Source organism: Streptomyces viridochromogenes, from assembly GCF_001270495.1.
Lineage (GTDB): Bacteria > Actinomycetota > Actinomycetes > Streptomycetales > Streptomycetaceae > Streptomyces > Streptomyces viridochromogenes_A.
Genome location: NZ_LGUR01000202.1, coordinates 55356 through 71285, shown reverse-complemented (window position 1 = coordinate 71285; position 15930 = coordinate 55356). Strand labels below are relative to the sequence as shown.

Here is a 15930-nt window from a genome sequence, read left to right as displayed (position 1 = left end):
ACGTGCCGTGAGTTCGGGCAGGCACGGTCTCGCTCGGTTCGCATGGGGCTCGACAACGACATGACATGACAACCGGCACCGCGCCTGCTCTGCTGTCCGGATACCACTGCCAGGCAATGGACGTGACGTCATGTCACTCGTGAGACGGGGCCTGCCGCCGCCTGACCGGTGCGCGCTTCGCTCACACGCGGCCTGGTCACTTTCGAGTCCGGCGCGGAGGGATCTCGTTTCCGCGTGCTGGAGCTGGTACGGACTCACTGCATGAGGCAGCAACTCGCCGCTGTGGTGTGAATTCCTGTCACTTCATCTGCCGCTGATAGGGCCGGCGGACGGTCATTAGGGTTTCCCGGGTCGTCACCACAGCGAACTGGTCTCGGAGGATTTCATCGTGCGTGTACTTGGATTCAGTGGAATGCATAACAGTGTTGAGTTCAAGCAGAGTGAACTGCCTGACCTCGACAGCCGGAGCTACCGGATTGTTCAAGGTCTGGACGCCGCAGCAGCCCTGGTTGACGACCGGGGAGTAGTGGCTGCCGCTGCGGAGGAGCGCTTCACCGGCGAGAAGGCAACGGGGGCATTCCCCGCTGAGGCCATCGCTTACTGCTTGGAACGTGGCGCGATCGACATGTCCGAGGTCGACCGGGTCGCCTTCGGGTTCGACTACCGGCGCTCGGAGCGATTCGAGGCCGACGCATTCACGCGGAAGCGGTTCCAGGAGGTGTATTCCGCGGACGCCAGGCGTCTGCCGCTGCGCGAGTGCTGGCCCCAACTCGACTGGGACGAACGGTTCGTTCCTGTTCCGCATCATCATGCCCACGCGGCGAGCGCGTACTACCTCAGCGGCTACCCGGAAGCACTGGTCCTGGTTGCCGACGGCATGGGCGAGACGGAGAGCACGACCGTCTTTCGTGCCGAGGACGGAGAGCTGTCGGTGCTCAGCCAGATCCCCGCCCTGCATTCGTTGGGGACGCTGTACGGCGCTGTCACGCTGTATCTGGGCTTTGAGTTCGCGATGGACGAGTACAAGGTGATGGGGCTGGCCCCGTACGGCGACCGGAACCGCTACGCGGGACAACTGGACCGGCTGGTCTGCCTCGGCAGTCAGGGAACCTATACGGTGCCGCTGCTGGCAGAGAACCGCGGGTGGCTGGAGCACGAGACACACGCGGGCGCGCTGCGGGCGCTCACCGAGCTGTTCGGCCCGCCGCGGCAGCCCGGAGCCATGACGGAACAGCGGCACATGGATGTGGCCGCCGCGGTGCAGACCGTACTGGAGCGGACCCTGCTGCATGTCGTGCGGCACTTCACTGCGGAGACCGGCCTGCGCGATCTATGCCTGGCCGGCGGGGTGGCGCTCAACTGCACGGCCAACGGGCTGCTGGCGCGCAGCGGACTGGTCAAGCGGATCTTCGTGCAGCCGGCATCCGGGGACGACGGGACCGCGCTGGGCGCCGCACTGTACGTACGGGCCCAAGAGGGGACGGCACACACGACCAGAATGGGTATGCCCTACTGGGGCCCTGAGTTCAGTTCCGAGGCGATCGAGAAAGTCCTGGAAAGCGAGCCGGACTGCACGGCCCGGAAGTCCACACCGTCCGATGTGATACGCCAGACCGCACGGAATATCGCCGAGGGAAGAGTGGTCGCCTGGTTCCAGGGGGCCATGGAATTCGGTCCGCGTGCGCTCGGTAACCGCAGCATTCTGGCCGACCCCCGAGGGCCCGGGATGCGTGACCATCTCAATTCAGTGGTCAAACAGCGCGAGGACTTCCGCCCCTTCGCTCCCGCGGTACGTCAAGAGGATGTCCATCGATTCTTCGATGTGGTGGAGGGCGACGAGGCCCGGTATGCGCACATGCTGTTCGTGGTCCGCGTGAAGGAACAATTCCGGGAGCTCTTGCCCGCGGTAACCCATGTGGACGGCACCGCACGAGTGCAGGTGGTTCGTCGGGAGGACAACGAGCGGTTCTGGGAACTGATCGGTGCCTTCGGTGAAATCACCGGCATTCCCGTCCTGCTGAACACCTCCTTCAACCTCCGTGGCCAGCCCGTGGTGATGGACCCGACCACCGCGCTGGACACCTACCTCCGGTCCGAACTCGATCACCTGGTGCTCTGTGACCACCTGGTGGTGCGCAATGCCGGCTGATCCGCTGCACACGGCCGTTCCGCACGACCTTCCCACCCCCGTCGTGCCGCAGTTCTTTCACGACGTATGTGAGATCACCGGTCCGGACACGCTGCGGATGCCACTGGCGGCCTGCCTGGCCGCGGTCTTGTCCGGCTACACCGGCCGTGCTGAACTCGCCGTCGATGCCCAGCACTTCAGCGTCAAGCCCGCTACGACGCTCCTAGAGCTCGCCGTTACCGCATCCCCTGGTGGCAGGGGTGTGGACGGCGGGGTGCCGCAGGACAGTGCGGCGGTTGAGGCCCACCGCGGTGCCGGCCTTCTCCTGCGGTGGGCTCCCGGCTCACTCTCGGCCGACTACGACACCGACCGCTACTCCCGCGGGCGCGTGGATCAGGTCCTGTCGGACGTCCGCAGGGTCCTCACCGCGGACCTCGGCACCACTGTCGCGGAGCTGAACATCGCCCCCCTGTCTGTCGCCGCCGACCCATCAGACGAGGCACTGGTCAAGAAGGGGCCGGTCCCACTCGAAGGGCCGGTGGAGCAGGCTGTTGCCGAGGTGTGGTCCCAGTTCATCGAGGTGATTGGCCCATCGGAGATCGGCAGGGACGACAACTACTTCGCCTTGGGCGGCGACTCTCTGTCGGCCATCCGGGCCACCAACCGACTGAGTGAGCATTTCGGGCTGGATCTTCCCAAACAGCTACTCTCGACCTCGCCCACCCCTCGCGAGGTGGCCGCGGTGATCCGGGCCGTCGGTACCACGGCGCGTCAAGGGGATACCGAAGGCCCAGTGGCACACTCCGAGGACACCCCGCTGCCGGTCTCCGCGGCTCAGGAGGCGGTGTGGCTGTTCGAACAGTGGCAGCCGGGGACCACCGCGTACCACGTTCCCTGGGCCATCGAGCTGACCGGCGCCCTGGCCCGGGAGCGACTGCGAGGGAGCCTGGAGGCCGTGGTCGGGCGGCACTCCGTGCTGCGCACCGCGTTTCATGACCGGGACGGCTGTGTGGAAGCCGTACCGGTGCGGCAGGCAGAGGTGCCCTGGACGGAACACGACCTCACTCCGGCGGCGACCGGTCCGGGCGACCCCGAGGCCGTGATGGCCCAGCTGATCGCCGAGCCGTTCGACCTGAGCCGGGCCCCGCTGCTCCGCGCCGACCTGTTGCGGCTCTCCGCCCAACACCACATTCTGCTGCTGACCTTCCACCATTTGCTCCTGGACAGTGGATCGCTGGAGATTCTGCTGCGGGAACTGGCGGCCGGCTACGACGCGCGGGAACTGCCGGAACTTCGGCTGCAGTACCGCGATGTCGCCGACTGGCAGCAGCAGGCAGCCAGCAGGCAGCACGTGGCCGACGCGACGGCGTACTGGCGCCGTGAACTGGCAGACGCCCCCGCTCCCCTCGAACTCCCCGGCTGCAGACACCGCACAGGCCCGCCCGACCACGCTGGGGACTCGGTGACATGGGCGCTGGACGACGAGCTGACGCACTCCGTGCGCACGCTGGCCCAGCGGCTCGGCGTGACCTCGTACACCGTGCTGTTCACCGCCTTCCAATCGCTGCTGTACCGGATTACTGGCCAGGACGATCTGGTGCTCGGCACCGCAGTCAGCACCCGGGACCGCACCGAGTGCGAAGGGCTCATCGGGCCGTTCTTCGCCACCATGCCCGTTCGCACGAGAGTCCACGGAGACCAGTCCTTCGTGGATCTGGTACGGCAGACCCAGCAGCGAACCACCGCTGCCTTCGCCTGGAAGGACGTACCGTTCCACACTCTGCACACCGGTCAGGGCGCGGCATACCAGATTCTGTTCGAAGTGAGCCGACCGGCAGTGGTCCCACCGCCGACCGGGCTCAGCTGGAACTATCGTCTGCTGAACCCCGCCGCCACCAAGCTTGACCTGATCTTCACGCTGAGCGACCACGGCACATCGTTGGGCGGTGCCGTCACCTATGCCACCGACCGCTACGACCGGTCCACGGCCGAGCGACTGACACGTGAATACCCCCGCCTGCTGGCCGCCGCCTGCGCCACGCCACGGCAGCCGCTCAACGCCTGGGAATACGACGCGCCGGGTGACCTCGCGCACGAGGACGGAACCGGTGGCGACGGCGATCCGTCACGCACTGTCCTGACTCGGCTGTGGGCGGAAGTCCTCGACATCCCGGCCGATGACATCGGTCCGCACAGTGACTTCTTCGGTCTCGGCGGCCGCTCCCTCGACGCCGTCCGGCTCAACTCCCGGCTGCGCAAGACGCTGCAGGTGACCGTGGCTCCCGCACAGCTCTTCCGGGCCGCGGACTTCAATGCCCAGCTCGATGTGATCCGCCGCCATGCCACTGCCCCAGACGCGCTCCACCGCCGGGCGTCCCTCGTGCTCACCGCGTGGGATCTACGCCCCGAAGAGCGCCACACGCTGACCGAAAGGCGACCCCATGTCTGAGCCCCACGGATCCGATGTCAGGTTCACCGAGGAAGAACTCCGCTCCTTCCTGTTGGAAGAGGCATCAACGGGTTCCCTGGCACAGCCTGGTGCGACCCTCACGAAGGCGCCGCTGTCCTTCGCCCAGCGGAGTGTGTGGTTCTTCGAGCAGTGGAAGCCGGGCACCCCCACCTACAACGTCGGCAACGCCTTCACCGTCGAAGGGCCGCTCGACGGTCAGCTTCTGGAGCGTGCCCTGCACGAGGTCGTCCGGCGGCATCCCGCGCTACGCACCGGATTCATCAACCGTGACGGCGAGTCCGTACAGGTAGTCAGTCCCACCTCTGCCGTGCCATTCCAGCACCGCGACCTGACCGACCTGCCCCCCGAACAGCGCGCCGACGCGGCAGGCTCGCTGGCTGATGACGAAGTACGCCGCCCATTCGCCCTGCAGCAGGGGCAACCCCTGCGTGCGCTGCTGGTGAGACTGGCCGATGAGCGACATCTGCTGGTCCTGACGGTGCACCACATGGTGTGCGACGGACTGTCCATGGGGCTGCTGCTGCGCGATCTCGAGCTGAGCTACCGGGTGCTGCTGTCCGGACAGGAAGCCGCGCTGCCCCCGGCACCCGGCTACGCCGACTACGCCGCCTGGGAGCAGCGGAGCTGGGAGTCGGGGGCGTCGGCCGACGGGCTGGGGTACTGGCTTCGACAGCTCGACGGCGCACCCGAGGTCACCTGCCTCCCACCCTCCCGGCCTCGCCCCGCTGAGCAGACCTTCCGCGGCGAGACGCTGGTGGTCGACGTCGGCGAACGGCTGGCCGGTCTGGTCCGGAAGCAGGCCCCCGCTCTCCGGACCACCCCATTCGGCCTGATGTTCACCGCGTTCAGTGCCTTCGTCGCCCGCTACACCGGGCAGGAGGACGTCGTTCTGGGCACGCCCATGGCCATTAGGGACGCTGGAGGTTCCGGGTTCGACCCTCAGGAGATGGTCGGCCCGCTGATCAACACCGTACCCCTGCGCGTCGATCTTTCCGGCAACCCGGCCTTCCGGGAGCTGCTGCCCCAGGTGCGTAACGCCGTCGCCGAGGCTCAGGAGCACGTCGGAGTTCCCTTGGAACGCATCGTCGAGGCACTGCACCGGCAGCGGGTGCTGAGCCACAGTCCGGTGTTCCAGGTGGTCTTCGGCCACCAGGAGGAGCCCATCGGCGGCTACCGCCTGGGGGACGCCGAAGTGACTGCAGCACAGGCCGAGCGCGGCACCGCCAAGTTCGACATGACGTGGAACGTCATCACCGCCGGCAGGACCCGGATCGAGCTGGAATACAGCACCGACCTGTTCAACCGGGAAGCGGCGGAGGCGATGACAGCCGACTACCTGCGGCTCCTTGAGGCTTTTCTGACAGACCCAGCGGTCCGGATCGGCCAGATACCCCTGGTCGACGCCGATGCCCTGGCACCGGTGCGCCGCTCGCGCCCCGATCGGAACACCGATCGAGGTCTTCACGAGAGGGTGGCCGACTGGGCATCTCGCACCCCGGACGCGGTTGCGGTGACCGACGGCGACCAGAACATGACGTATGCCGAACTGGAACTACGTGCCTCTATGGTGGCCCGACGGCTGAGGGCCGCCGGAGTGCGGCCGGGCGCGCTGGTGGGCGTGGCACTCCCGCGCAGCGCCGACCTGGTGGCCGCGCTGCTCGGCGTCCTCAAGGCCGGGGCTGCCTACGTGCCGATGGATCCCGACTACCCGGCCGAGCGGCTGCGCTTCCTGCGTGAGGACGCCGGTGTCCAAGTCGTCGTCTCCTGTGGCGCCGTGCTGGACCGACTGCCTCCTGGCGACGCGCAGGTTCTGGATATTCACGCCGAGCACACCGCCGAGGGCGACGGCGGCGGGGACTGCAGCGTCAGCCCAGAAACCCTGGCATATGTCATCTACACGTCCGGATCCACAGGCCGCCCGAAGGGCGTGGCGGTCACGCACCGCAACGTCACCCGACTTCTCTCCGTCCTCGAGGACACGTACTCCTTCTGCTCCTCCGACGTGTGGCCGCTGTTTCACTCCTACGCCTTCGACATGTCAGTGTGGGAGATGTGGGGTGCGCTGCTGCACGGCGGCCGACTGGTCATCGTGAGCTACCCCGTGAGCCGTTCCCCACACGATCTGCTGGCCCTGCTGGCCCGCGAGCGGGTGACCGTGCTCAACCAGACACCGTCTGCGTTCCGTGCGCTGGAGGTGGCAGAGGCCGAAGCCCCCACCACGCTGGACCTACGGCTCGTGACCTTCGGCGGTGAGGCACTGGACCTGTCGAGCGTCAGGAGGTGGTTCATCCGGCACGGCTCGGACACACCACGCCTGGTGAACATGTACGGGATCACCGAGACCACGGTGCATTCCACATGCCATCCACTCAGCGGGAAGGACACCGAGGGGGGCGCCAGTCCCATCGGGACGCCGATCCCGGATCTCGCCATCTATGTGCTGGACCGCTGGGGCAACATCGTCCCGCCGGGTGTGGTGGGCGAGATGTACGTCGCCGGTGCCGGGGTAGCCAGGGGCTATCTGGACCGGCCCGGGCTTACCGCGGAGCGCTTCATAGCCTGTCCGTTCGGGGAACCGGGCGAGCGCATGTACCGCAGCGGAGACCTCGCCCAGTATCGCCCGGACGGATCACTGGAGTATCTCGGACGCAACGACGACCAAGTCAAGGTCCGCGGCTTCCGGATAGAGACCGGCGAGATCGAGGCCGTGCTCGAGGAGCACCCGGCCATCCACAACGCGGTGGTGCTAGCCCGGCGGGAGGAGGGCGATCCCAGCTCCCGGCTGGTCGGTTATGTGACGGTCGACGAACCGGATGCCGCCCGCCTCAACAGCAGTGAACTGCGCGCCTATCTGGGCGAGCGGCTCCCGGAGCACATGGTCCCGCACGTCTTCATGGTCCTGCCGGAATTCCCGGTCACCGCCAACGGCAAGGTGGACCGGGCGGCGCTGCCGGTCCCCGACGGGTTCTGGCGCGACCTGTCCCAGCAGTACATCGCCCCCTGCACTCCGGCCGAGATTGTGCTCTGCGAGGTGTGGGCGGAGGTCTTGGGCCTCGACCGGGTCGGCGCCCAAGACAACTTCTTCGACCTCGGCGGGGACTCGATCCGCAGCCTGCAGGTGATCGGCCGGGCCAAGGAACGCGGTTGGGAGTTCTCCCTCCAGGATCTCTTCCGTACCCCGGTGGTCAGCGACATCGCCGCCCGCGCCCGCAGCATCGCTCGGGTGTCCACCGCCCGTGCACGGGAGCCGTTCCGTCTGATCAGCGACGCGGACCGGGAGCTGCTTCCGGCCGGTGTCACGGATGCCTACCCGGTCTCCACCCTCCAGGCAGGCATGGTCTACCACATGGAACGGGACCCTGAGAATCTGCCGTTCCACAACGTCAACAGCTGGCATCTGAAGGCTGTCTACGACGCCGACCGGTTCGCCCAGGCGCTGCAGGACGTCATCGACCGGCACCCGATGCTGCGTACCTCCTTCGACTTCGCAAGCTACTCCGAGCCGCTCCAGATGGTGCATGCGAGCGCCTCGATGTCACTGGTGGTGGAGGATCTTTGCGGGCTGTCAGAGGCCGAGCAGGAAGCCGTCATCCAGGAGAGATTCCACAAGGAGCGGCTGCGTCCCCTGGAGCTGTCTCAGGCGCCACTGTTGAGGGGCATTCTGCAGCGCCGTACCGAGGACACTTTCCAGTGGACCCTGGTCGAGCACCACGCGATCCTCGACGGCTGGAGCATGTTCACCCTCCAGGCAGAGCTGTTCGAGCGCTATCTGCAGCTGTTGGAGGACCCGAACGCAGCGCCCGCCACAGAGCCCCGGACAACCTTTGGTGAGTTCATCGAGGCCGAACGTGAGGATGTCGCGTCACTGGAGGCGCAGAAGTTCTGGGCCAAGCACTTGGCGGGCTATCAGCCTGCCGTGCTGCCACGCTGGCCCGACACTGAGCACACCCCGAAGGAGGACCAGGACATCGACCAGAGCGGGAATCCCGCCGGCGACATGCGCGACCGACAGTTCACGTCGACGCTGGAGGCAACGCACCGGTCCCTTGAACTGATCCTGCCCGAAACGACCGTGGCTCAACTGCACACTCTCGCGGCCAAGCTCGGGGTGCCCGTCAAGTCGGTCATGCTGGCCGCCCATCTCAAGGTCATCGGTCTTGCCACCGGACAGACCGACGTGGCCAGTGGGCTCACTTCCAACGGCCGCCCAGAGGACATCGACAGCACCCAAGTGATCGGCATGTACCTGAACACGCCCCCGCTCCGCGTCGATCTCGTTGGTGGTAGCTGGGCTGATCTCATCCGGCGGGTTTACGACGCCGAGATAGAGATGTTGCCCCATCGGCGCTATCCGCTGGCCAACATCCAGCGGGACAATGGTGGCCAGGAGCTGTTCGACACCAGTTTTGTCTATCTGCACTTCCACGTCCTGGGCGAGGCGCTGAAGAGCGGCGTCTCCTACCTCAGCAGCGGAGTGGCGCACCAGGCAGACTACCGGGCCGAGCCCACTAACTACGCGTTGTCCACTGGCATCACCCGCGACCCCGTCTCCCTGCGGACGCTGCTGCGCATGGACTACTACACCGCGAAGATCTCCGACGCCCAGGCCAGGAGCATCCAGGCGCTGTATGCCACGGTACTGGAGGCGATGCTTGCGTCGGGCGACCTGCATGAGTCATTCTCCCCGGTCAGCGGCGCCGAGCGGCAGCGGATCCTCACGGAGTGGAACGGGCCTGCCCGGGAGTACCGCACGGACCGCTGTGTGCACGAGCTGTTCGAGGAGCAGGCGCGTCGCACTCCCGAGGCCATTGCGGTGACCGACGGCACTACCGAACTGAGTTATGCCGAACTGAACCGTCGCGCCAATCGGCTTGCCCACTGGCTGCGGGATCAGGGCGCGGGTCCGGAGAAGGTCGTCGCTGTGTGCAGCCACCGCGACGCCCAGCTTCCCGTGTTGCTGCTCGGAGTGCTCAAGGCCGGCGCGGCCTATCTTCCGGTAGACCCGCAACACCCCTCCGACCGCTTGGAGTACGTACTGCACGACGCGGGAAGCACGCTCGTGCTGACCCGGGACGCCACCGCGGACTCGGTCCCCGAAGGCCCCTGGCGGTCGGTCAACACCGACGCGCTTGCCGTGGGGCTGGCCGCCCAGCCGGAGGGCGACCTGGGTCGGATCAGCGATCCGGCGAACTTGATGTACGTCATCTACACATCAGGCTCGACCGGCCGTCCCAAGGGGGTGCTGGTACCGCACTCGGGCGTTGCCAACTACCTCGGCTGGTGCGAGGAGGAGTACGCCTCCCGCGGTACCGGCGGCGCGCCGCTCTTCTCCTCCATCGCCTTCGACATGGTGGTGCCCAACCTGTACACCCCGCTGATCCGCGGGGAGCGACTGTGCGTACTGCACGACTCGCTGGATCCGGTGGAGATGGCCGAGCAGCTCGCTCGGTGGGCACCGTACAGCTTCATCAAGATGACCCCCGGACTCCTGGAGATGCTCCAGGAGCTGCTGCCCCCGGAGCAACTCGGGAAGCTGGCGGCCACACTGGTCGTGGGAGCCGACGCCTTCCCGGCCCACACGCTGGCCAACTGGCGTGCGGACGATCAGGATTCCGTACTTCTCAACGAGTACGGCCCCACTGAGGCTTCCGTGGGCAACACCACCTACACGCCGGGCGTACACGGCCCGTACGCAGCACCAGGTGGCCTGGTGCCCATCGGCCGTGCCATCCCCAACACCACCATGTACGCGTTGGACAGCGCGCTCAGGCCGGTTCCGGTGAGAGTAACGGGCGATCTGTACATCGGCGGCGACTGCGTGGTCCGTGGCTACGCAGGGATGCCCGGCACTACCGCGTCGCGTTTCATTCCCGATCCCTTCAGCGCTACCCCCGGGGCCCGGATGTACCGCACGGGCGACCTCGGCCGGTGGCTGCCGAACGGCCAGCTGGAATTCCTGGGCCGTGACGACGACCAGGTCAAGGTGGACGGCTACCGCATCGAACTCGGTGAGGTGGAGGCCACGATGGCCGGTCACCCCGGCGTCCGGCAGGCGGTGGCGTCCGTGGTGCAGGGGGAGCAGTCCCGCCGTTTGGTGGGCTATTACGTACCGAAGGAACCCGGCAGCGGGAAAGGGCTGCGCGCGTGGCTGGCCGAGCGACTCCCCGCCTATCTGGTGCCCAGCGCGCTGGTGCCGATCGACCGGCTGCCGCTCAACTCGAACGGCAAGGTCGATCGCAAGGCGCTACCACATCCGCGCAAGGCCCCGGCTCAGACCTCTGAGGTCTACCAGATTCCGGAGACACCACTGGAAGAGCTGCTGGCAGCAGTCTGGAAGGAACTGCTGAGGGCAAAGCGCGTCAGCCGCTCGGACACGTTCTTCGGACTCGGTGGCGACTCGCTGCTCGCCACCCAGCTGAAGTTCCGCATCGAGCGCGAGCTGCGGATCACGGTGCCACTGGCGACCGTGCTGGGATCCGGCTCCCTACAGCAGATGGCAGCCGAACTGAGCGGGCAGATCCGCGAGGCGCACGGCGATGAGGTTACGGACCTGCTGCTGGGCACGGCTGTCGACAGGGCGGAAGGAGCGAGCAGTGAGTACTGATGTGTTCAGCGCCCTGAGCACGCTCTCGCCCGAACAGCAACGTCTGCTGCGGGAGCGCCTGGGCGGGCCGGCAGCAGATGCTGCTGCCTCGGGTGCCGGCCCCGGGGCGGCACTGATCGCTCGGCAGCGCCCGGAGCGGATCCCCCTGTCTTTCGCCCAACAGCGGCTGTGGTTCCTCAACCGCTTCGAGGAGCAGGACCTAGGCCACAACCAGATCTTCGCCGTCAGGCTTTCCGGACCGCTGGACCCGTCCGCCCTGGAAGCGGCGCTGGGCGATCTGGTGGAGCGGCACGAGATCCTGCGCACAGTGTATCCGGAGCTCGAGGGGTTACCACGGCAGCAGATCCTCGACGCGGCCCGCAGTCGCCCCCGGCTCGAAGTTCACTCGATCGTGGGCGCCGACGAGACCGGGCTGCGGCAGGCCATGGCGGAGGCCAATCTACCCTTCGACTTGACGGTTGATCCGCCACTGCGGGCCCGGCTGTTCGTTCTGGGGCCGACGGAGCATGTCTTTCATCTCCTTCTGCACCATGTCGCGACCGACTGGCTGTCCAACGGGACGCTGCGCAGCGATCTGTGGACCGCCTTCGCTGCGCGCCTCTCCGGTCGGCGGCCCCAATGGGCCCCGCTTGCGCTGCAGTACGCCGACTACGCACTGTGGCAGCGCGCCCGCCTCAGCGAGGAGGAGCCCGACAGCCTGTTGGCACGGCAATTGGCGTACTGGACCCGCGCATTGGCCGGTGCCCCGGCGGAACTCCGGCTGCCCTCCGACCGATCTTGGTCCGCGACCACCGGGACGGGCGGGGAGTCTCACCAAGTACGGTTCGATGCCCGGCTGCATGATCGACTGGCTGCGCTGGCCCGGCGGAACGACGCGACGCTGTTCATGGTTCTGCATGCCGCAGTGGCCGCGTTGTTGACCCGGCTCGGCGCCGGCACGGACATCCCGCTGTCCAGCCCGATCGCCGACCGTTCGGAGGCGGCACTCGACGGGGTGGTGGGGTTCTTCGTCAACACACTGGTGCTTCGGGCCGAGACCGCGGGCGCTCCCAGTTTCCGGGAGTTACTGGACCGGGTGCGGAGAACCGCCCTGGCGGCGTACGCACATCAGGACATCCCGTTTGAGCGGGTAGTCGACGCGATCAATCCCGAGCGTGTCTCGGGCAGGCACCCTTTCACGCAGGTGAGCATCAGCCTCGAGGGGACCACGGCCGCCGTGGATGATCTGCCGGGGCTGTGCGTCCAGCAGGTGCCCACGACGACCGGATCCATCAATTTCGATCTGTTGTTCTCGTTCGTCGAGCACCATGACGAGGACGGCGGCCCTGCTGGCCTGGACCTCGAAGTGGGCTACAAGAGTGGACTGTTCGAGCCGTACACCATCCAGGCGATGACCAGGCGGCTGGTACGGCTACTCACCGCGGTGGCAGCGGACTGCGAGCAGTCGATCACCGACATCGAGCTGTCCACTGCGGAGGAGCGGCACCAGGTCCTCACTGCCTGGCAAGGACCCGAGGCTCCTGTCCCGGACGTCTCGGTGCCCGCTCTCTTCCGGGCCCAGGCCACCCGTACACCCGATGCCATCGCCCTGTCTGACGCACACCAGAGCTGGACCTACGCACAACTGGACACCTGGAGCGACCAGATAGCCCACTCACTCACTGGCCAGGGCATACAAGCAGAGGACCGGATCGGGCTTCTCATGGAACGCTCGCCCGCCACCGTGGCTGCCCTCCTGGCCGTCCTCAAGACCGGCGCTGCCTACCTCCCACTGCGCAGCACCGACCCCGCGGACCGGATCCATCACATCGTCCTGCAGGCCAACCCGCGGATCATTCTCGTCGATTCCACCGCCACCCACCTCACTGGCACACTTCCGGCTCGGGTCCACACCCTCGACGGCCGGTCCGCAGACGGTACCGACGCCCCGTCGGCGGCACTGCCCGACCCACACCCCGATCAGCTGGCCTGCGTGATGTACGCCTCCGGAGCGACCGAGCCCACTCGAGGTATCGCGGCCACTCACCGCAACATCACCGACTTCGCCACCGACCACCGCTGGACCAATGGCACACACCAGTGCGTCCTGTTCCACTCCCCGCTCGCATTCGACATCTCCACGTACGAACTCTGGGTCCCGCTTCTCGCCGGAAGCCGAGTCCATGTCGCAGCCCCCGGCGAACTCGCTCTGCCCACCCTGATGCGGACGTTGAAGGACGGAGCGGTGACGGCAGCATGGTTATCCGCGGAGCTCTTCCAACAACTCACGGACCTCGACCCCACCGTCCTCAACGGCCTCCACGAGGTATGGACCGGCGGCGACGTCTTCGCAGCCACGGTGCGCCGCTTCCATGAGCACTGCCCCGACACCACAGTGGTCAACGGCTATGGCCCCACCGAGACCACCACCTTCGCCACCAGCCACTCCGTCAGCCCTCCGGACGCATCGGGTACCGAGCGCACACGCGTAGCGATCGGTACCCCGCTGGTCAATATGCGGTCCTACGTCCTCGATGAACGGCTGCGGCCCTGCCCGCCAGGAGTACCCGGCGAGCTCTATCTTTCAGGCGAGGGACTGGCCCGCGGCTACCTCCAGCAGCCCGGCCTCACCGCCGAACGGTTTGTGGCCCACCCCTTCGGGGATCCGGGCGAGCGGATGTACCGCTCCGGCGATCTCGCCCGCTGGACCCCCGACGGCCGCCTGGACTTCCTCGGCCACGCCGACGGCCAGACGGTGATCCGCGGATTCCATGTCGAACCCGGCGAAGTCCAGCACACCATCGCCACTCATCCCGCCATACGCCAGTGCTACGTCACCATCCACGAAGACGGCGCCGACGACAAACGTCTCATCGCCTACCTCGTGCCGGAAGACCCACAGCACTTCTCCCCGGACAGACTGCGGAAGGACCTCTCCAACCGCCTGCCCGGTCCGATGATGCCGTCCGCCTTCCTCACACTCGACGCCCTGCCGCACGGCGGCAACGGCGAAATCGACCGAGAGGCCCTGCCCGCTCCCGAGCGGGCCGGGCCACATTCCTCGCCCGGTGACCAGGCCCGCACCGCGGTCGAACGACGGCTGTGTGCTCTCTTCGCGAAGATCCTGGTCATATCGGACGTCCATCCACGTGAGGACTTCTTCGCGGCAGGTGGCAACTCACTGCTGATCTTGCGGCTCTGCGCCCAGATCCGCAAGGAGTTCGGCTGCGACCTCACGGCACGCGAGGTCTACGATCACCCGACACCGCAGGCCCTGGCCACGCTGCTGTACGACGGGGAGTCTCCTGCGCTCCACCGGCCGCCCCTGAGGCCCGGCGCAGCAGCCGGTCAGGCCCCCCTGCTCGCGCCCGTCCAGAGAGGGCTGTGGTTCCTCCACCAACTCGACGGCTACCGCTCCGCTTACAACGTCCCACTCGCCGTCCAGCTCACCGGCCCCCTGGACCACACCGCACTCGCTCAGGCCCTGAATGATGTCGTCTCTCGGCATGATGCGTTGCGGACCCTCATTCCTGACGATGATGGCGAGCCGACCCCGCGGACCCTGCCCGTTGAGGAGCTTCCTCAGCTACTCACCGTCGTCACCGCCACGGATGAAGACCTTCCCGGCTTGCTGGAGCGTGAGAGCGCGCGGGAGTTCGACATCGAGGCCGAACTGCCCGTGCGCTCCTGTCTTTTCCGGATCAGCGGAACCAACGGCACCCGGCATGTGCTGTCGCTGGTCATCCACCACCTCGCCATCGACGGCTGGTCCATGGACATTCTGTGGCAGGAGCTCGCCACTTCCTACCAAGCCCGTGCTAATGGCCAAGTCCCCGACTGGCCTGCCCTCCACCTCAGCTATGCCGACTACGCGCGCTGGCACCACACTCTGCTCGGCACCCCCGAAGCCCCGACCATCTTCGCCCGGCACCAGCTCGACCACTGGCGGCGAACCCTCCGCGACCTTCCCGCGGAGATCCTCCTGCCCTATGACCATCCAAGGCCGGAGGGGGCTTCGCTGACCTTTAGGGAGCTCATCCTCGGCTGGGAGCCGGAGGTGCTGGACCAGTTGGAGGCACTGGCCGCCAGGTCCGGCACCTCACTGCTCACCGTGGCCCAAGCCGCCGTGGCCGCTCTCCTGACGAGGCTCGGCGCCGGCAGCGACATCCCCCTCGGCACTCCGGTCGCCGGACGGCTCGACGAAGGCTTGGGCGAGGTCCTGGGGCACTTCGTCAACACCGTAACTCTGCGCGTCGACACATCCGGTGACCCCAGCATCCCCGAACTGATCGCCCGGACCCGGGAGTCTGCACTGAGCGCGTACGCCCACCAGGACATCCCCTTCGACCGCCTGGTGATGGAACTGCGACCCCCGCGCCAAGCCAACCGCAACCCGCTGTTCCAGACCGATGTGACCTGCGTCCGGGCCGACACAGAACTCCCGCGCTTCGGGGACATCTCAGCCGAGGCCCTGCCGACCAGCTCGGCCTCCGCCAAGTTCGATCTGGCCTTCGCTTTCGTCGACGACCGCGAGGGACCGTCCGGTGGTCTCCAGTGCCACCTCAGCTACTGCACAGAGCTGTTCGACCCTGCCACAGCGCAGCGCATTCGCAGCGAACTAGACGGAGTTGTACGCGAGTTCGCCACGGCAGCCACGGCCCGTACCGCGACAGCGGCGGGCCTCGCCCAGCAGCACACCGGCTCGATCGCCGGTCAGCGCCACACCAGCCGCTGACCTCAAACCAAGGA

4 protein-coding genes are annotated in these 15930 nt (G+C 67.1%); all 4 read left to right on the top strand.

The window, feature by feature from the left end; genetic code table 11:
- The first annotated feature begins 388 nt into the window (after nt 1-388).
- Genes ADK36_RS23720 through ADK36_RS23705 form a run of 4 tightly spaced genes read left to right on the top strand, consistent with a single transcriptional unit; the run spans nt 389 to nt 15916 of the window.
- Nucleotides 389-2149, top strand: coding sequence for a carbamoyltransferase family protein (locus ADK36_RS23720; RefSeq protein WP_053198957.1), 1761 nt, complete (start codon nt 389-391; stop codon nt 2147-2149).
- Nucleotides 2139-4577 carry a condensation domain-containing protein gene (locus ADK36_RS23715; RefSeq protein WP_053198955.1) on the top strand — a complete coding sequence of 813 codons (2439 nt, stop codon included), beginning with the start codon at nt 2139-2141 and terminating at the stop codon, nt 4575-4577. The genes ADK36_RS23720 and ADK36_RS23715 overlap by 11 nt, the downstream gene beginning before the upstream one ends.
- Nucleotides 4570-11202, top strand: a complete 6633-nt coding sequence (locus ADK36_RS23710) for a non-ribosomal peptide synthetase (RefSeq protein ID WP_053198953.1) — start codon at nt 4570-4572, stop codon at nt 11200-11202. The genes ADK36_RS23715 and ADK36_RS23710 overlap by 8 nt, the downstream gene beginning before the upstream one ends.
- The gene (locus ADK36_RS23705) at nt 11192-15916 is read left to right on the top strand and encodes a non-ribosomal peptide synthetase (RefSeq protein WP_159391187.1); all 4725 of its coding nucleotides are present in this window, start codon (nt 11192-11194) and stop codon (nt 15914-15916) included. The genes ADK36_RS23710 and ADK36_RS23705 overlap by 11 nt, the downstream gene beginning before the upstream one ends.
- Nucleotides 15917-15930 lie beyond the last annotated feature (14 nt).

What these genes read in the sequence shown, in the direction of transcription:
- ADK36_RS23715 (WP_053198955.1), top strand. Translation starts at nt 2,139, where the DNA reads ATGCCGGCTGATCCGCTGCACACGGCCGTTCCGCACGACCTTCCCACC.
- ADK36_RS23710 (WP_053198953.1), top strand. Translation starts at nt 4,570, where the DNA reads ATGTCTGAGCCCCACGGATCCGATGTCAGGTTCACCGAGGAAGAACTC.